The sequence below is a fragment of the Pseudomonas sp. LBUM920 genome (genome assembly GCF_003852315.1).
Classification (GTDB): domain Bacteria; phylum Pseudomonadota; class Gammaproteobacteria; order Pseudomonadales; family Pseudomonadaceae; genus Aquipseudomonas.
In genome coordinates this window covers 4,222,774-4,240,878 of sequence record NZ_CP027762.1, presented here as the reverse complement: position 1 = coordinate 4,240,878, position 18,105 = coordinate 4,222,774, and the positions used below count along the sequence as shown (strand labels likewise).

General features: G+C 62.4%; 14 protein-coding genes and 1 pseudogene. 6 read left to right on the top strand and 9 right to left on the bottom strand.

The window, feature by feature from the left end; all coding sequences use genetic code 11:
- The first annotated feature begins 54 nt into the window (after positions 1-54).
- Positions 55-780, top strand: coding sequence for an SDR family oxidoreductase (locus C4J83_RS19575; protein ID WP_119735742.1), 726 nt, complete (start codon positions 55-57; stop codon positions 778-780).
- On the opposite strand, the gene C4J83_RS19570 is transcribed toward C4J83_RS19575, so the two are convergent.
- The 7 genes and pseudogenes from C4J83_RS19570 to C4J83_RS19535 form a co-directional block, all read right to left on the bottom strand.
- The gene (locus C4J83_RS19570; RefSeq protein WP_106578890.1) at positions 777-1,781 is read right to left on the bottom strand and encodes a LacI family DNA-binding transcriptional regulator; all 1,005 of its coding nucleotides are present in this window, start codon (positions 1,779-1,781) and stop codon (positions 777-779) included. The two genes, C4J83_RS19575 and C4J83_RS19570, sit on opposite strands and share 4 nt — an antisense overlap.
- Positions 1,782-1,839: 58 nt before the next feature.
- Positions 1,840-2,703 (bottom strand): LysR family transcriptional regulator, encoded by an 864-nt coding sequence (locus C4J83_RS19565; RefSeq protein WP_106578889.1) that lies wholly within the window; start codon positions 2,701-2,703, stop codon positions 1,840-1,842.
- 982 nt (positions 2,704-3,685) lie between these two features.
- Positions 3,686-4,214, bottom strand: a pseudogene (locus tag C4J83_RS19555) (FadR/GntR family transcriptional regulator); the annotation flags it as partial.
- A gap of 109 nt (positions 4,215-4,323) precedes the next feature.
- The gene (locus C4J83_RS19550; protein WP_124417956.1) at positions 4,324-5,085 is read right to left on the bottom strand and encodes an alpha/beta fold hydrolase; all 762 of its coding nucleotides are present in this window, start codon (positions 5,083-5,085) and stop codon (positions 4,324-4,326) included.
- A 106-nt stretch (positions 5,086-5,191) separates the two neighbouring features.
- Positions 5,192-6,604 (bottom strand): efflux transporter outer membrane subunit, encoded by a 1,413-nt coding sequence (locus C4J83_RS19545; protein WP_124417955.1) that lies wholly within the window; start codon positions 6,602-6,604, stop codon positions 5,192-5,194.
- Positions 6,597-8,588 carry a MacB family efflux pump subunit gene (locus tag C4J83_RS19540; protein ID WP_164487951.1) on the bottom strand — a complete coding sequence of 664 codons (1,992 nt, stop codon included), beginning with the start codon at positions 8,586-8,588 and terminating at the stop codon, positions 6,597-6,599. The genes C4J83_RS19545 and C4J83_RS19540 overlap by 8 nt, the downstream gene beginning before the upstream one ends.
- Positions 8,572-9,744: an efflux RND transporter periplasmic adaptor subunit gene (locus C4J83_RS19535; protein WP_124417954.1), complete on the bottom strand. Its 1,173-nt coding sequence runs from the start codon at positions 9,742-9,744 to the stop codon at positions 8,572-8,574. The genes C4J83_RS19540 and C4J83_RS19535 overlap by 17 nt, the downstream gene beginning before the upstream one ends.
- A 256-nt stretch (positions 9,745-10,000) precedes the next feature.
- Between C4J83_RS19535 and C4J83_RS19530 the strand changes: the two genes are divergently transcribed.
- From C4J83_RS19530 to C4J83_RS19510, 5 genes are all read left to right on the top strand, one after another.
- Positions 10,001-10,483 (top strand): sigma-70 family RNA polymerase sigma factor, encoded by a 483-nt coding sequence (locus C4J83_RS19530; protein ID WP_106578885.1) that lies wholly within the window; start codon positions 10,001-10,003, stop codon positions 10,481-10,483.
- 119 nt (positions 10,484-10,602) lie between these two features.
- On the top strand, positions 10,603-11,940 hold the full coding sequence (locus C4J83_RS19525) for a lysine N(6)-hydroxylase/L-ornithine N(5)-oxygenase family protein (protein WP_119735720.1): 1,338 nt from the start codon (positions 10,603-10,605) through the stop codon (positions 11,938-11,940).
- A gap of 81 nt (positions 11,941-12,021) precedes the next feature.
- Positions 12,022-13,242, top strand: a complete 1,221-nt coding sequence (locus C4J83_RS19520) for a putative DNA modification/repair radical SAM protein (protein ID WP_124417953.1) — start codon at positions 12,022-12,024, stop codon at positions 13,240-13,242.
- The gene (locus C4J83_RS19515; protein WP_119735718.1) at positions 13,239-14,072 is read left to right on the top strand and encodes a TIGR03915 family putative DNA repair protein; all 834 of its coding nucleotides are present in this window, start codon (positions 13,239-13,241) and stop codon (positions 14,070-14,072) included. Before C4J83_RS19520 ends, C4J83_RS19515 begins: the two co-directional genes overlap by 4 nt.
- A 380-nt stretch (positions 14,073-14,452) precedes the next feature.
- On the top strand, positions 14,453-15,346 hold the full coding sequence (locus tag C4J83_RS19510; RefSeq protein ID WP_124417952.1) for a GNAT family acetyltransferase: 894 nt from the start codon (positions 14,453-14,455) through the stop codon (positions 15,344-15,346).
- A gap of 134 nt (positions 15,347-15,480) precedes the next feature.
- On the opposite strand, the gene C4J83_RS19505 is transcribed toward C4J83_RS19510, so the two are convergent.
- Positions 15,481-16,500, bottom strand: coding sequence for a branched-chain amino acid aminotransferase (locus C4J83_RS19505; protein ID WP_124417951.1), 1,020 nt, complete (start codon positions 16,498-16,500; stop codon positions 15,481-15,483).
- Positions 16,501-16,724: 224 nt separating this feature from the next.
- On the bottom strand, positions 16,725-18,104 hold the full coding sequence (gene lpdA / locus C4J83_RS19500) for a dihydrolipoyl dehydrogenase (RefSeq protein ID WP_124417950.1): 1,380 nt from the start codon (positions 18,102-18,104) through the stop codon (positions 16,725-16,727).
- Position 18,105 lies beyond the last annotated feature (1 nt).

Below are 18,105 nucleotides of genomic sequence, written 5' to 3'. Positions count from 1 at the left end.
TCGCAGGCAAGCCAGCTCCCACAGGGGATCTTCATTGCCTATGGAACAGTGACCATGAACGCAGCCTTCGACTTCACCCACCAGCGCATCCTCGTTACCGGTGCCACCAGCGGTATCGGCCACGAAATCGCCCTGCAACTGATCGCCAGCGGCGCCGAGGTCTTTGCGCTTGGGCGTGGCGCCGAGGCGCTGGCCACCCTGGGCTGCCACCGCGTATGCGTGGATATCGCCGACAGCGTCGCCCTCGACCAGGCCCTGCAAGACCTGCCGGCCATGCACGGCCTGGTCAATTGCGCGGGCATCTCCCGACTCGAGCCCGCCGTTGCGATCAGCGCCGATGCGTTCGATCAGGTGATGCAGGTCAACGCCCGTGGCGCCGCTCAGGTTGCCAGCCGTGTCGCGGCAAAAATGATCGAGGCGAAAGTCGCTGGCAGCATCGTCAACGTCTCCAGCCAAGCCTCGTTGGTCGCGCTGGACGATCACCTTGCCTACTGCGCTTCCAAAGCCGCGCTGGACGCGATCACCCGTGTGCAATGCGCCGAATGGGGCCGCTTCGGCATTCGCGTCAACAGCGTCAATCCCACGGTCACGCTCACGCCGATGGCAACCATGGCCTGGTCCGAGCCCGCCAAGCGCGACCCGGCGCTGGCGGCGATTCCGCTCGGGCGTTTTGCTCAAACCGTAGAAGTGGCCTTGCCGGTGCTGTTCCTGCTGAGCAGCGCCGCCAGCATGATCAGCGGCGTGAGCCTGCCGATCGATGGCGGCTACACCAGCCGTTAGCCGTTTTCCAGTACGCCTGCGATCACCACTTTGTCGCGTGGCTTGTACGGGTCTTGCAGGCGGTCGAGCAGCAGGCGTACCGCGCTGCTGCCGGCCAGGGACGCGTCGTGGGCCACACAGGCGATGGGCACGCCGAAGATATCGGCGAAGGGCAGACGGTCGATGCCGCAGATGGTCAGGCTGTCGTGCGCGATGTTGTGCATGCGCAACGCACGCAATGCGCCGAGGGTGATCAACTGGTTGAAGCCCATGATCGCGTCCGGCGCCGTGTGTTCGGCCAGGTAATCGAGGGTGTGCAGGTACGACGGCATCAACGTGTAGTCGCCGGCCTGCACTTCAACTTCAATATGTGGATGGTCGGCAAGCACTTCGCGCAGGCCCTTGAGGCGTTCCACGGTGATACGTGAATGCGCAGGCCCGGTCAGCACCAGCAGGCGCTTGAGCTCGGGTGTCTGGCGCAGCAGGTAGTGCGCGGCCTGGATGCCGCTGTGGTAGTTGTCGAGCACTACACGGCTGAACGGGCTGTCGTGAAGCGTGCGGTCGAGCAGCACCACCGGGGTTTTGCCATTGCCCAGGCGCTCCAGGTAATCGGGCTGGTAGCTTGGCTCATCGGAGACCGGCGAGAGGATGATCCCCGCCACGCGGTAGCCCAGCAGGGTGTCGACGGCCTTGCTTTCCAGCTCTTCCAGTTCGTCGGTGTCCACCAGCATGATGGTGTAGCCGTGCTGTTTGGCCTCACGGGAAATTGCCTTGATCATTTCGCTGTAGAACGGGTTGTCTACCGAGGCGGTGATCACGCCGATGATCAGGCTTTCACTGCGCTTGAGCCCACGGGCGAAAGCGTTCGGCACATAATCGAGCTCCCGCGCCACTTCAAGGATGCGCGCCAGGGTGGCGGGTTTGACCAGGTCGGGTTTGCTCAGCGCGCGGGACACGGTGATGGTGGTCATGCCGACCCGTTTGGCGATGTCGCTGATGGTGACGGACTTTTTCTTGTTCATCGGTCAGGCTGCAAAAGGAAACACCCGCAGGCTAGCATGCGCGCAGGTCCAGGGTGATTCAAATCAGCGGGTCCCAGCGTTGTGACCAGTCACTTTCGGCCTTGACCACGCCGCGCAGCAATTCCAGGGCCTGTTGCAACACGGCTGAATCGCGCGCGCGTGAATAGACCAGGTAGGTTGGAAAGCTGAACTCCGGTGCTTTCGGCACCCGCTGCATCACGCCGCTGTCCAGGTAGCTTTGCACCACACGCGTGCGGAAATACCCGGCGCCGCCATTTTCCAGGATGTACTGCAACGCCAGCGGGCCGAGGTTGAAACTCAGCGCGGCGCGGGCCTTGTCGGGCAGGGCGGTGTCATGTTGCTGGCGAAAGCCAGGGCCCCAGTCGATGTAGACGTAAGGGTCCGGCTTGCTCACCAGTTGCACCAGGATCAGTTTTTCTTCCAGCACCTGTTCTACCTGCAGGCCCGGCCAATACTGAGGCTGGAACACGAGGGCGGCATCGAGTACGCCCAGTTCCAGTTGGCGCAGCAGGTATTCGCCTTCACGCACTTCGGTGCGCAGGGCGTGCCCCGGGATGTGTTCGCGCAGGGCTTGTGCCCAGCCGAGCATCAGCGGATTGCACAGGCTGACTTCGCCGCCGATGTGCAGGACATTGCGGTAACCGTCGGGCAACGGCAGGTCGCGTTTTGCGGCTTCCCAGGTTTGCAGCAGCTGGTTGGCGTATGTCACGAAGGCCTCGCCGTCGGCGGTCAGGCGGGCGCCGGCGCGGTTGCGGATGAACAGCGTGCTGCCGAGCTGGCTTTCGAGGTTTTTCACGCGTGCGGTGATGGCGGTCTGGGTGACGTGCAGTTTCTCGGCGGCGGCGGCCAGGCTGCCGCAGCGGGTGATTTCGAGGAAGGTGCGTGCCAGTTCGATGTCCATGAAGCCCCCAGGGATGAATGGGGGGGATTGTAGTGGAATACGGTCTGGGCTGGGGTGTGGATGGCTTGGGGTTCTTTAGGTCGATTGGGGGTATATCCGTTGCTGCGGTAATGGCGGCTTAGGGTTCCGCTCTTACAGCGGGTCACTTTTGGCAAACGCCCCAAAAGTAACCAAAAGGTCTTTGCCCCACCACTCGGCCCCTCGCTTAGGCTCGGTGTGCCCTCACTCCGGCTTGAATCCGTGGGCCGCCGCGACGGGCCATCCATGGCCCAACGCGGCTAACCCGGCGTCCTGCCGGGTTACCCACGGATTCAAGCCTGCGGTCGGCCAGCGTGGTTGACGGGGCCTGTCAGATCAAGATCAAAAGCAGAGCACGGCGGCCTGAAAGCCGACCTGAGTGGTAGAAGCAAAAGCAGGGCAACAGCACAGCAGCACATCTCTATCTGATGCACTGCGATCCAAATGTGGGAGCGGGCTTGCTCGCGAAGGCGGTGTATCAGTCAGCTCATGTATCACTGACACACCGCCTTCGCGAGCAAGCCCGCTCCCACAATTTGACCGATTTTAGCCGTCAGCACTGCACTGCTTTGCTTTTCTGTGGGAGCTGGCTTGCCTGCGATGCAGACACCTCGGTGTATCAGGCATAACCAGTAGATGCCATCGCAGGCAAGCCAGCTCCCACAATTTGACCGAGTCCCGCCTCCACCATCGCAGTGCTTTGCTTTTCTGTGGGAGCTGGCTTGCCTGCGATGCAGGCAACTCGGTGTATCAGGCACAACCAGTTGATGCCATCGCAGGCAAGCCCGTTCCCACAAGTTGACCGAGTTCAGCCGCCCGCACCGCACTGCTTGGCTTTTCTGTGGGAGCTGGCTTGCCTGCGATGCAGGCACCTCGGTCTATCAGGCACAACCAGCCGATTCCATCGCAGGCAAGCCAGCTCCCACATTGATTGGGTTTTCACAGTGGATCTGTGGAGTTTTTTAGAGTGATCAAACTCCAGCAAACAGTGCGGGCTGATCTCGCCTTCCAGCGCGGTCATGTGGTGTTCGGCATCGCACATGGGTTCATGCATCAAGCTGCGCACCGCGCGTTCGTCGCCGGCACGAAAGGCAATCAGCAACTGCTTGTGAAGTCGTCTTTGCTCAACCGTCCGAGCACCTACACTGCCAGTTCTACTTCGATGACCTTGCGCAGCGGGTACACCTGCTCGCCGTCCAGGGGCTGAAAATGCAGGTAGTTGCGCAATGCACGGCTGGCGGGTTCGGTGCCGGCCGGGTTCGGACACGCGCCGCCACCGGGACCGGGCGCGTACTCACCAGGCCTTCCACTTCCAGCGATTTGAGCGCTCCACGGGCCGAGCCTTTGGAGCACTGGACGCTTTCCATCAACTCGCGCTTGGTAGGCAGGCGGTCGCCGGGTTTCAAGGCATCGGTGACGATGGAGCGCTTGACCGACTCGACAATCACATCGCAGAGCTTCTGGCGTTTGCGTCGCAACGGGCAGCTGAGCATGGGCGTCTATTGAGCCTATTAATGCGGATTAATAGCGCTTAATAACGATTGGTCGAGAGCGTCAACGCAGGGTGTCGTCTTCGACGCGTAGAAGCCGTAATCGCAGTGATTATTCCCAGCGGCCGAGGTCGAGACAGCGCGTGGAGGGCGGCGGCTGTCGGCCGTTGACCAGAAAATCCGCGACCCAGCGGTTGGCGCAACCGGCCGCAACCGCGTCGGGCCGGGATGATTCCTTGAGCAACAATTGCTCGACGCCGGAGGCCACCGGCTCAGCGTGCCCGGCGTTGACCAAGACCATGCGCGCGACGCGTTCGGTAAACAGCGCGGCGTACCGACTGCCAAGTCGGGTGGCCTGGGCATTGCCGAGGAAGTTGAGCCGGGCCTCGCCCAGTTGTTCGCGCACAAACTCCATATCGCGCGCGGCCTGTTCCACACCGGTTTCCTGGCTCAGGTCGCGGGGGCTCAGTTCGATCACGTCATAACGGTTGGTCAGGGTGCGATAGGCCGCCGTGGCGTAGGACTCCCAGCGGCCGACCAGTTTGAGGACGAAGGTTGCGCCCTGGCCCGTTTGCGGTTCGCCGGCCTGAATGAACACCACACCTTCGCGGCTGAGCGGTTGCCGGGCGCCGACACGGGTCAGGGCCAGGCGCACCGTGCCACGCTTGGGCGCGGCGTGGTCACGGGGCACGCTGACGCTGGCGCATTGGGTGCGCTCCAGCACCTCAGGGTCCGGCCGTTCAAAGGCGGGGAAGGGACAATCCAGCAGCCAGTCGATTGCCGTCGGCGCGATCAGAGGCTCGGCAAAAGCCCGGCTTGCCATCAGCCAGAGGCAGACGCACGCCAGGCTTTTTACAACAACGCTGGGTTTCATCAAGAAGGTCCGGGCAGCCGTTTGAAGACGGCTTTTTTACCAAGGACCTCGGGTCGAAGAATGTAGGTTTGTTAAACGGTTTGTGTAGGACAACGGAGTTTCGTTATCAGAAACCGGCGGTCCACCCACCCCCCAATGCCTTGTACAGCGCAATGCTGGCTTGAAGACGCGACAGCCGCAGTTGCACATTCAGGTCTTGTGCCGCGTACAGCGTGCGTTGGGTTTCGAGCACCGTCAGCCAGTCTTCCGCGCCCGCCTGGTAACGGCTTTCGGCGATGCGGAAGGCGATCTGGGCCTGTTGCAGTTCTTCGCTTTGCCAGTCGCGTTGCTGATCCAGGCGCGTGATGCTGCTCAGGGACTTTTCCACGTCGGCAAAGCCGTTGATGATGGCGCCGCGATAGGTTTGCAGCAGCTCATCCTGACGGGCGCGGGCCTTGTCGCGTTCGGCGCTTAAACGACCATTGTTGAAGATCGGCGCCACCAGGCCCGAGGTCAGGTTGTAGAACGGGCTGCGCAGGAGTTCCTCGGCCTTGTAGGCGCCCGATCCCAGCGTGGTGCCCAAGGTCACCGTGGGCAGCATCGCCGCACGGGCCACCGTGACATTGGCACTGGCCGCCGCAAGCTGCGCTTCGGCCTGGGCCAGGTCGGGGCGGCGGCTGAGCAGTCGGCTGGGCACGCCCGGGCCGATGCTCGGCCAGGTCAGCGCCTGGAACGACTCGGCGCCCAGGCTCAGCGCTTGCACGGGCTGGCCGAGAAGGGCAGCGAGGGTGATCAGCGATTCTTCGGCCACTTGCTGAATCAGCGGCAGTTGACGTTGCTGGCTCGCCACCAGGCTCTTCTGTTGCGCCAGTTCCAGGGCCGTGGCGGAGCCGGCGTCGTAGCGGGTCTGGACCAGGTCGAGCACATTGCGCGCGTTCGCCAGGTTCAGCTCGGCGATCTGTTGGCGCTGGCGCGCGGCGAGGGTTTGCGCATAGCGGTCGGCGACGTTGCTGAGCAGCGTCAGCTCGACGGTGGCCTGGTCGAACTCACTGGCGCGCAGGGTCTGCAGGGCACTGTCGCGGGCGGCAGCACGCCCGCCCCAGAAATCCACTTCATAGCTGGCGGTGAGGTTGGCGCCGAAGCTGTCGACGGTCTTATTACTTTCCGTTGCGTCCAGTGAGGAATTGCCGCTGCCGCGCAGCAGTTTTTCGCGGCTGGCGGTGAGGTTGAAATTCACCTCGGGCAACAACGGCGCACCGGCAATCACCGCGCTGGCCTGGGCCTGACGCACGCGCGCCATGGCGGCCGCCACGTCATAGCTGTCGCGCCGGGCCTGGTCGATCAGGCGGTTGAGTTGCGGGCTGCCAAATTGCGTCCACCACCGCTGGTTGGTGGCTTGCGTGGCCTGTCGCTCGGCGTATTGCCACGCGGCGGGCGGCGCGATGCCGCTGTCGACCTGGGGCGGGTGGCCGGTGCAGGCGTTGAGCAACAGGCACAGGCTGAGCAAGGGCAGGTTCGGCGGGATGCATCGTTTATTCACTGGTCAACGCCTTAACCGGATCGAGCCGGGCAGCTTTACGGGCCGGCATGAAGCCGAATACGACACCGGTGACCAACGCACAGCCAAACGCGCCAAACACCGCCCACAAGGAAAATTGCACCGCCACCTCGGCCAGCACCAGCACGCCGCCTACCAGCAGCGCCAAAGCGATGCCCAACAGCCCGCCAACCACCGAGAGCATCACTGCCTCGGTGAGGAACTGGCGCAGGATGTCGCGCTGGCGCGCGCCGGTGGCCATGCGGATACCAATTTCTCGAGTCCGTTCGCGCACGGTCATCAGCATGATGTTCATCACGCCGATACCGCCCACCAGCAGGGAAATCGCGGCAATCGAGCCGAGCATCAACGACAGGGTGTTCTGCGTGCGCGCCTCGGCCTGGATCATTGCCGCGTTGTTGGTCAACTGGTAGTCGCGCTTGCCGTTGTGCAGCTTGAGCATCAACTGGTCGATGGCCATTTCGGCCTCATGCACCTTGCGCGCATCGGCGGCGGCAATCGCCACGTATTCGGGGTTGTAGGTGCCGAACAGGCGCACGCTGGCGGCGGTGTAGGGAATGGCGACACGGTCATCGCTGTCTTTGTTGCCGGAACTGGAGCCTTTTTCAGCCAGCACGCCGATGACCTGGAAAGGCACGTTCTCGATCAGGATGTATTGGCCGATCGGGGTGGCGACGTTCTTGAACAGTTTCTCGCGGATACGGTGGCCGATCACGGCGACGGTGGCGCCGGCGCGCTCGTCAGCCTCGGTGAAGTAGCTGCCCTCGACCACCGGCCAGTTGAAGATCTCCGGGAAGTTGACGTCGTTGCCGCCCACATAGGCGAGGTAATCCAGATTGCCGAACCGTACACCGGCGTCGCTGCCATTGACCGGCATGATGCGCTTGACCTGGGGCAGCGCCGCCAGGGCCGCGACATCGTTAAGGGTAACGATGCCCAGCGGCGTGCGCGGGTTGGGCGAGGAGCCACTCAGGTAGATGATGTTGGAGCCGAACGCGCCCATCTGCGCCATGACCTGGCGCTTGCTGCCTTCGCCCACCGCCAGCATCACCACCACCGACGCCACGCCGATGATGATGCCCAGCAGGGTCAGCGCGGTGCGGAAGCGGTTGATCCACATCACTCGCCAGGCCGCTTGCACGGCGTCCACCAGTTCGGCTTTCCAGGCGCCGTTGTGTTCGGCACCGTCGGCCAGGCGCTGGCGCAGGTCCACGGCTTGCAGCGCGCCGCTGTGGGCGGCGGCGGGCACGTGGGTTTCACGGGTTGCCGAGTCACTGATGATCAGGCCATCACGGATCTCGATGATGCGGTTGGCGCGCGCCGCCACTTCACGGTCGTGGGTAATCAGAATGACCACATGGCCCTGGCCCGCCAGTTCATCCAGCAGCGCCATCACCTCGGCGCCGCTGTGGCTGTCGAGGGCGCCGGTGGGTTCGTCGGCGAGAATGATATGCCCGCCGTTCATCAGGGCGCGGGCAATGGACACGCGTTGTTGCTGGCCGCCGGAGAGCTGATGCGGGCGGTTGCCGGTGCGGTCGGCCAGGCCCAGGCGGGTCAGCAGCGCCTTGGCCCGGGCGTGCCGTTCGGCGGCGCTGATGCCGGCATAGATCGCCGGCATCTCGACGTTTTCCTGAGCCGAGCCCGACGGGATCAGGTGGTAGCCCTGGAACACGAAACCAAAGGCTTCACGACGCAGCCAGGCCAATTCGTCGCTGTCCAGGTGCGCGACGTTTTCGCCGGCGAACAGGTAGTCGCCCTCGGTGGGGCGATCAAGGCAGCCGAGAATGTTCATCAGCGTGGATTTGCCGGAGCCCGACGCGCCGACGATGGCGACGAATTCCCCGGCATGGATCGACAGGTCGATCCCGCGCAACACGTCGACCTGCGGGCTGTCGCCGCCGCCGTAGGATTTGCGGATGTTCTTGAGTTCGATCAGCGGCGTGGTCAAGTCAACCCCCGTTGCCATCGACCGGGCCGATCAGCAGGTGATCGCCTTCATTCAAGCCCTCAAGCACTTCGACCCGCAGGCGGTCGCTGATACCCAGGCGCACCGGGCGCTCCTCGATATCGCCGTTTTTGGCCACCACCCGTGCGAACGGCTGGTCGGCGCCGTGGCTGCCCAACAAGGCCGCGACGGGGGCCGTGAGTACGTCCTTGACCTGACTGGCGACGAAAAAAACCTGGGTGGTCATTTCGGCCATCAGCGCATTGTCGGCGTTGTCCACATCCAGCAGCACGGTGTAGAGCACCACGCGGCCACTCCCGCTTTTGCTGGCGCTGCTGGGGCTGCCACTGCCCTGACTGGTTTCATTCAGCGGCTTGGGCGGTATCGGCAAGATCTGGCGCACGGTGCTGGTCCAGCGCCGGCTGCCACCGGCGAGGGTGGTGAAATAGGCGCTCATGCCCGGTTTGACGTGGCCGATGTCGGCTTCGGAGACTTCGGCCCACACGGTCATCGGCGATAACTTGGCAATGCGCAGGATCAGCGGCGTCTGTTGCTGGGCGTTGAGGGTCTGGCCGACCCGTGCGTCCACCGCCACCACTGTGCCGCTCATGGGCGCATAGATGCGTGTATAGCCCAATTCCGCCTCGTCGCTGCGCAGGCTGGCCTGGGCCTGGCGGATCTGTGCCTGGAACATCTCGACCCGGGCCTGGGTGGCTCTCAGTTCGGCCTTGGCAGTTTGCACGTCTTCTTCGCGAGTGGCGTTGCCGGCGGCCAGGCGCCGTTGACGCTGGTATTTCTGACGCGCGAGTTCGTGCTGGGCCTTCTGTTCCTGCAGCTGGGCCTTGAGGTTTTCGATGGAGTAGCGACTGGCGTCGAGTTTGGCTTTTTGCGTCGAAGGGTCGATTTCCACCAGCAACTGGCCTTCTTTGACCTGATCCCCGGCCTCGACGTTAATCTCGCGGATCTGCCCGGACGCCTGGGCGCCGACGTCGACATACCGGCGCGGTTGCAGCGTACCCAGCGCCGTGACGCTGTTTTCAATATTGCCGCGGGTGACGGTGACCGTGGACAGCGTATCGCGGCCGGGCGGCAGCACCTGCCAGGCGGCCACCGCAAGGATGGGGATCAGGCACGCGACAGCGAGCAGGGCGCGTCGAGCGGGGCGAGGGCGTTTCATGCGTTGGTTCCAGCCAGGAAGTGAGGGCCGCAGTTGCGGAGGGGCTGAGTGTTATACGAGAAAATTGCCCGCAGATTTAGGCGTTTACATGCACGGAAACAGCTCTATGGAATAAAAAACTCGCGCATTGATGCAAGACTTCTTTAAAAGTAGATGAGAATTACTATAAATTGCACGTACTCAAACTGCCATCATCCATGGCCTGTCTTCTTAAGTACTCAAGGATTTGATGCCGTCGCCCTGACGGCCGGGAGTCATGTTGGAAAACTACTATCGCGAGCTGGTGTGTTTCCTCAACGCCAAGCTGGGCAACCGTCAGGTGGCCGAGGATGTGGTGCATGACGCTTATGTCCGAGTGCTGGAGCGCTCCAGTGACACGCCGATCGAACAACCGCGCGCGTTTTTGTACCGCACCGCGCTGAACCTGGTAATCGATGGTCATCGGCGTAACGCCTTGCGCCAGTCCGAACCCCTGGACGTGCTGGACAGCGAGGAGCGTTTCGCCACCAGTTCACCGCATGCCTGCCACGATCAGGACCAGCGCCTTGAAATGCTCGAGCGTGCCCTGTCCGAGCTGCCGGCCACCTGCCGCGACAGCTTCCTGCTGCGCAAACTCGACGGCCTGTCCCACCTGCAAATCGCCGAACGCCTGAGTATTTCCCGCAGCCTGGTGGAGAAACACATCGTCAACGCCATGAAGCATTGCCGGGTGCGCATGCGCGAGTGGGACGCGCACTGATCAATGATCAGTTAAATTTTATTTCACTGTCCTCGTTTCCTATCAACACATGACCTGTTGTGCAGGTCGTGAAGGTATTCCCGCCCCACCGCCAAGGGGCTTATCCAGAGGACACTGGAATGACACAGGCAATTGCTTCGCCCGCGGTTCACGACCTGATCGGTATCGGTTTCGGCCCTTCGAACCTGGCGTTGGCCATCGCCCTGCAGGAGCGCGAAAAAGCCCAGGGCAAACTGGACGTGCTGTTTCTCGACAAACAGGCCGATTACCGTTGGCACGGCAATACCCTGGTGACCCAGAGCGAACTGCAGATTTCGTTCCTCAAGGACCTGGTGACCTTGCGCAACCCCACCAGCCCTTACTCCTTCGTCAATTACCTCAAGGCCCACGACCGCCTGGTGGACTTCATCAACCTGGGCACTTTTTACCCGTGCCGGATGGAGTACAACGACTACCTGCGCTGGGTCGCGGGGCAGTTCCAGGCCCAGGCGCGCTACGGCGAGGAAGTGCTGGCGATCGAGCCGATCCTGCAACAGCAACACGTTGAAGCACTGCGCGTGATCTCCCGTGACGCGCTGGGCGAACAGCATGTGCGCACCACCCGTTCGGTGGTGGTCAGCGCCGGCGGCACGCCGCGTGTGCCTGAAGCGTTCAAGGCCCTCAAGGATGATGGCCGCGTATTCCACCACTCCCAATACCTGGCGCGCATGGCCCAGCAGCCGTGTATTGAAGGCAAGGCGATGCGCATTGCAATCATTGGCGGTGGGCAAAGCGCGGCTGAAGCCTTCATCGACTTGAACGACAGTTTCCCGTCGGTGCAGGTCGACATGATCCTGCGCGGTTCGGCGCTCAAGCCCGCCGACGACAGCCCGTTCGTCAACGAAGTGTTCTCACCGGCGTTTACCGACCTGGTGTTCCAGCAGGTCGGCGCCGAGCGCGAACGCCTGGTGGCCGAGTACCAGAACACCAACTATTCGGTGGTTGACCTGGACCTGATCGAGCGCATCTACGGCATTTTCTATCGCCAGAAAGTCTCCGGTGTCGCCCGCCAGGCGTTCCGCACCATGACCGTGGTCGAGAAAGCCAGCGCCAGCCCGCTGGGCATCGAACTGTCCTTGCGCAACAACGCCAGCGGCGAAACCAGCGTCAGCCACTACGACGCGGTGATCCTGGCCACCGGTTACGAGCGCCAGATGCACCGCGAACTGCTCGCGCCGCTGGAAGCCTATATGGGCGACTTCGAAGTGGCGCGCGACTACCGCATCGTCACCGACGAGCGCTGCAAGGCCGGCATCTATATTCAGGGCTTCAGCCAGGCAAGCCATGGCTTGAGCGATACCTTGCTGTCGGTACTGCCGATTCGGGCGGATGAGATCGCGGCGTCGCTGTATGAAAACGATCGCCATCGGGGCAAAGCGCGCTCGGTGCAGGACCTGCTCCTCGCAACTGCGAGCTGATCGAGCACAGTCCTACAGACGGCACTGGCGCCAAGGTTGAGCTACTGGTACTGTACAAAAAACCAGTATCGGTAGCTCTCCATGCAGTTGATCGAAAAACTCAGTATCCTCGCCGACGCCGCCAAGTACGACGCTTCCTGCGCCAGCAGTGGCGCGCCCAAGCGCAGTTCCGAGGGCAAGGCCGGGCTGGGTTCCACCGACGGCATGGGCATCTGCCACAGTTACACCCCGGACGGCCGTTGTGTGTCGTTGCTCAAGGTGTTGCTGACCAATTTCTGTCTTTACGACTGCCAGTACTGCGTCAACCGCCGCTCCAGCGACGTGCCGCGTGCGCGTTTCAGCCCGGAGGAGGTGGTCACCCTGACCCTGGATTTCTACCGGCGCAATTGCGTCAGCGGGCTGTTTCTCAGTTCCGGCATTATTCGCTCGGCCGACTACACCATGGAGCAACTGGTCAGGGTCGCCAAGCTGTTGCGCGAAGAGCATGACTTTCGCGGCTATATCCACCTCAAGACCATTCCCGAAGCCGACCCGGCACTGATCGCCGAGGCCGGGCGTTATGCCGATCGGCTCAGCGTGAACATCGAGTTGCCCACCGATGCCAGCCTGCAAACCCTGGCGCCGGAAAAGCAGATCGTTTCAATCAAGCAAGCCATGCAAACCATCTACACCGGTGAGCAAACCGTCCTCAATGAGCCGCGCGCGCCGCGTTTCGCCCCGGCCGGGCAGAGCACGCAGATGATCGTCGGCGCCGACGACACCGACGACAGCACCATCTTGCACGGCGCCGAGGCGCTGTACGGCAACTTCAAGTTGCGCCGCGTCTATTATTCGGCGTTCAGCCCCATCCCCAACAGCCCGAAAAGCGTGCCCCTGGCCGCGCCGCCGCTGATGCGCGAGCACCGTTTGTATCAGGCAGACTTTCTGTTGCGCAGTTACGGTTTCAGCGCCAACGAACTGTTTAAAGGCCCCGGTCACCTGGCGCTGGATATCGACCCCAAGCTGGCCTGGGCGCTGGAGCATCGCGAGGTGTTTCCGCTGGACTTGAATCGCGCCGAACCCACGTTGATTGCGCGCATCCCCGGCATCGGCTTGCGCACTACCCAGCGCCTGGTGGACCTGCGCCGCGAACGCAAAATCCGTTTCGAAGACCTGGCGCGCATGCGCTGCGTGCTGGCCAAGGCCAAGCCGTTTTTCATCACCAGTGACTACCACCCACAACAGGCCGACACCACCAGCGTGTTGCTGCGCGAGCAACTGCGCGACCGCCCGCAGCCTCAGCAAATGGGGTTGTGGGGATGATCAGCCTGGAATGCGACAACCTGTTCAGCACCTGGCGCGAACAGGCGCGCTGGCTGCTCAGCCATCAGGTTGACCCCAGCCAGGTGAGCTGGGGCGAGGCCGAGGTGGCAGACCTGTTTGCCACCGACGAGCCGATTCCTGCGCAGCTTGGGCCGTTCCAGGCGCGCATTCCCAAGGCGCTGTTGGCGCTGTTGGAGTCGGCCGCCTGCTATCACGGCGATCAGCGCTGGAGCTTGCTCTACGAGGTGCTGTGGCGAGTCAGCCATGGCGACCGTACCGCCATGCTGGCCGGGGACAAGCTGGGCAGTGAGTTGCAACGGCGGATCAAGCAGGTGAGTCGCGAAGCTCACCACCTGCACGCATTTGTGCGGTTTATCGCGCTGCCCTCAGAGGCCGGGCCGCAGTTGCCGGAATACGTGGCCTGGCATGAGCCGGCCCACGACATATTGAAATCAGCCAGTCAGCACTTTATCGGGCGCATGGGCCGGCATCGCTGGATGATCGCTACGCCGCTGGATGGGGTGTATTACGACGGTCAGCAGTTGATTCATCAACGCGAATGCCCCGAAGCCTGGCAGCAACTGGCGCAAAACGTCGAAGACCCTCACAGCGCCATGTGGCTGACCTACTACAGCCATATCTTCAACCCGGCGCGCTTGAACCCCAAAGTGATGGAAGGGCACTTGCCCAGTCGATTCTGGAAGAACCTGCCGGAGGGCAAGTTGATTCCGGGGTTGATCAGCGAGGCGCGGACGGGCAAGCAGCGCGATGGGCAGGCGAAGCTGATTGGGACCAAGCCGGGCAAGCGAATTTCCAGCGGGCACGGTTAAAACGGCGAGAGGGGGCCGGTACCCGATAGCGGTGTGTCAGTCACCGAATGCAGCGCCGGGCGAATCATCAGGACGGTGTTGGTGGTTTGCATGGGTGCACGGGTCTATGGGGGGCTGAGCTGTGGGGGTATTTTGTGCGTTGCGGTTGGGGAATCCCGGCTGAAACAGAGGGGCGGCTCAGCCGGGAAAGCTGAAAAGTGGGGTGGGGCAGCCGAATCGGCTGAGAGGCTTGAAATGCGCTCAAACTGTGGGAGCTGGTTTGCCTGCGATAGCGATAGGTCAGTACTGAATGTTCTGACTGACAGACCGCTATCGCAGGCAAGCCAGCTCCCACATTAGTATGGTGGCGGTCGTGACACCCGAGCCAGGAAGGAGAATGCATGTCTACCGCTGTTCGTCTTGCCCAAACCACCGATGCCGAGGGGATCAGCCAGGTCATCCTGTCGGCCTTGCACAGCAGCAATGCGCGGGATTACCCGGCGGATGTGATCGCTCGCGTGGCGAGCAATTTTACGCCTGACGCCGTGCTGGCCTTGCTCCAGCGTCGGGTTGTGCTGGTGGCGGTGCAGGGTCAGGTGATCGTCGCCACTGCGGCGCTGGATGCCAATGTGGTGCGCTCGGTATTCGTCAACCCGGCGTTGCAGGGGCAGGGCATTGGCCGGTTGTTGATGATTGAGATCGAACTGCGTGCGCGAGATGCCGGGGTGACGGTCTTGAACGTGCCGTCTTCGCTGACCGCCGAGCCGTTCTACACCAAGATGGGTTTCCACACGGTGCGCGATGTCTACCACGGTAACGAGCGCACGCTGGTGATGGAGAAGGCGCTGTTGTCCCGTCACCCCATCGGGCCGTATCGCGACCGTCAGCACCGTGCACAAGTGGTGGCCTTGTGGCAGGAGGCGTTTGGGTACGACACCGCGCACAACCTGCCGACGTTGGCGATTGATAAGAAGCTGGCGGTCAACGATGGGTTGTTTTTTGTGGCCACGGATAAAAAGGCTGTGATCGGCAGCATTCTCGCCGGTTACGACGGGCATCGTGGTTGGCTGTATTCGGTGGCGGTGCACAGCGATTATCGTCGGCAGGGCCTGGGGGCTTCGTTGGTGCGGTATGCCGAACAGGCGTTGACTGCACTGGGGTGCATGAAGATCAATTTGCAGATTACGGGCGGCAATGATGCGGTGGTGGGGTTTTATGAGGCGCTGGGGTATGGGGTGGAGCCGAGGATCAGCATGGGCAAGAAAATAGCAGTGAATATTCCGCCGCAGTCCTGAACACACCGTCGCGCAAATGTGCGAGCGGGCTTGCCCGCGATGGCGGTCTATCAGTCAACGTGTTCAGTCACTGATAGACCGCTATCGCAGGCAAGCCAGCTCCCACATGGGTTGTGTGGGGCTGGCTTTAGGGCTTAGACCTTGACGATCCAGCCTTCTGGCGCTTCGACGTCGCCGGTTTGCACGCCGGTCAGTTCTTTGTAGAGCTGCTGGGTGATCGGGCCGACTTCGGTTTCGCTGTGGAACACGTGCAGCTTGCCGTTGTACTGGATGCCGCCGATCGGCGAGATCACGGCGGCTGTGCCGCAGGCACCGGCTTCCTTGAACTGATCCAGTTTGTCGATGAACACTTCGCCCTCGACCACTTTCAGGCCCAGGCGCGACTGGGCCAGCTCGATCAGCGACAGGCGGGTGATGCCCGGCAGCACCGAAGGTGACTTCGGCGTGATGAACTGGTTGTCGTGGGTGATCCCGAAGAAGTTGGCCGAGCCGACTTCTTCGATCTTCGAATGGGTCATCGGGTCCAGGTAGATCGCATCGGCGAAACCGGATTTTTTCGCTTCGGCACCCGGCATCAGGCTGGCAGCGTAGTTGCCACCCACTTTGGCGGCGCCGGTGCCTTGTGGCGCGGCGCGGTCGAACGTGGAGATCTGGAAGTTGTGCGGCACCAGGCCGCCTTTGAAATAGGCGCCGACCGGGATGGCGAAGACCGAGAAGATGAACTCCGGCGCGGTACGCACGCCGATGTTGTCACCGGTGCCGATCACGAACGGGCGCAGGTACAGCGCGCCGCCGCTGCCGTACGGCGGGATGAACCGCTCGTTGGCCTTGACCACTTGCTTGCACGCTTGGATGAAGTCATCGGTCGACACGTGCGGCATCAGCAGGCGTGCACAGCTGCGCTGCATGCGCGCTGCGTTCTGGTCAGGGCGGAACAGGTTGATCGAACCGTCCTTGCAACGATAGGCCTTGAGGCCTTCAAAGCATTGCTGGCCATAATGCAGGGCCGTGGAGCCCTCGCTGATGTGCAGCACGTTGTCGTCGGTCAGGGTGCCTTCTTGCCATTCGCCGTTTTTCCAGACCTGGAGAAACCGCTTGTCGGTCTTGATGTAGTCAAAACCCAGCTTGTCCCAATTGATGCTTTCGTTACCCATGACACCCTCTATCTCTGGTCAACCGCCTGGTCGAAGGCAGGCGTGTCGGTTTTTTCTGGATGGGCGCAACAATACTGCATTATTGGCCGGTGTGGGAGCAGGTGGGTGGGCCGTTCAGCATGTGTGTTGGCTGATCCGCCGTTATCGCAGGCAAGCCGGCTCCCACATTTGGAATGCACTCCCCTGTGGGAGCCGGGCTTGCCCGCGATAGCCTCACCGCGGATTTACAGGTGCAGCGCGTGGCCCAAGGCTCTTAGGGCCGCTTCTTGTACAGCTTCGCCGAGCGTCGGGTGGGCGTGGATGGTGCCGGCCACATCTTCCAGACGCGCGCCCATTTCCAGGCTCAAGCCGAAGGCGGTAGACAGCTCGGAGACGCCCACGCCTACGGCCTGCCAGCCGACAATCAGGTGGTTGTCACGCCGCGCAACCACACGCACAAAGCCGGTTTTCGACTCCAGCGTCATCGCCCGGCCATTGGCGGCGAACGGGAAGCTCGACACGATGCAGTCCAGGCCCGCGGCCTTGGCTTCGTCCGGGGTCTTGCCGACCACCACCAGTTCCGGGTCGGTAAAGCACACCGCCGGGATTGCAGCCGGGTTGAATTCGCGGGATTTACCGCTGATCAGTTCGGCCACCATTTCGCCCTGAGCCATGGCGCGGTGGGCCAGCATCGGCTCGCCGCTCAGGTCGCCGATCGCCCACACGTTGCGCATGCTGGTCTGGCAACGGCTGTCGATCCTGATCGCCGAACCGTTCATGTCCAGGTTCAGCGCTTCCAGGTTCCAGCCCTGGGTATTGGGTGTGCGACCCACAGCCACCAGCACCTGATCGGTCTCCAGCGACAAGGTGTCGCCATTGGGATCGCGCACTTGCAGGCACTGGTTCTCAAAACCGGTGACGCTGTGTTTCAGGTACAGCTTCACGCCCAGTTGCTTGAGGGATTCGGCTACCGGCAATGTCAGCTCGGCGTCATAGGCGGGCAGGATATGTTCCTGCGCCTCGACCACACTGACCTCGGCGCCAAGCTTGCGGTAGGCAATGCCCAGCTCCAGCCCGATATAGCCGCCGCCCACCACAATCAGACGCTTGGGCACATGCGTGGGCGCCAGGGCTTCGGTGGAGGAAATGATCGGCCCGCCAATCGGCAGCATCGGCAGGTTGACGCTCTTCGATCCGGTGGCCAGCAGCAGGTGTTCGCATTGGATTCGCTGGTCGCCGACGTCGACCGTCTTGCCATCGACCACCTTGGCCCAACCGTGGATCACTTGCACTTTGTGCTTTTTCAGCAGGGCGGCGACGCCTGTGGTCAGGCGATCGACAATGCCGTCTTTCCATTCCACGCTCTTGCGGATATCCAGCGTCGGCACGTCGACTTCGATGCCCAACTGCGAACCCTGGCTGTGGTGCACGGTTTGCTGAAATTGCTCAGCCACGTGAATCAAGGCTTTGGACGGAATGCAGCCGATGTTCAGGCAAGTGCCGCCCAGCGCCTGGCCTTCGACCAGAATGGTCGGGATACCCAACTGGCCAGCGCGAATCGCCGCGACGTAACCGCCAGGGCCGCCACCGATGATCAGTAGCGTGGTGTGTAATGTCTGGGACATG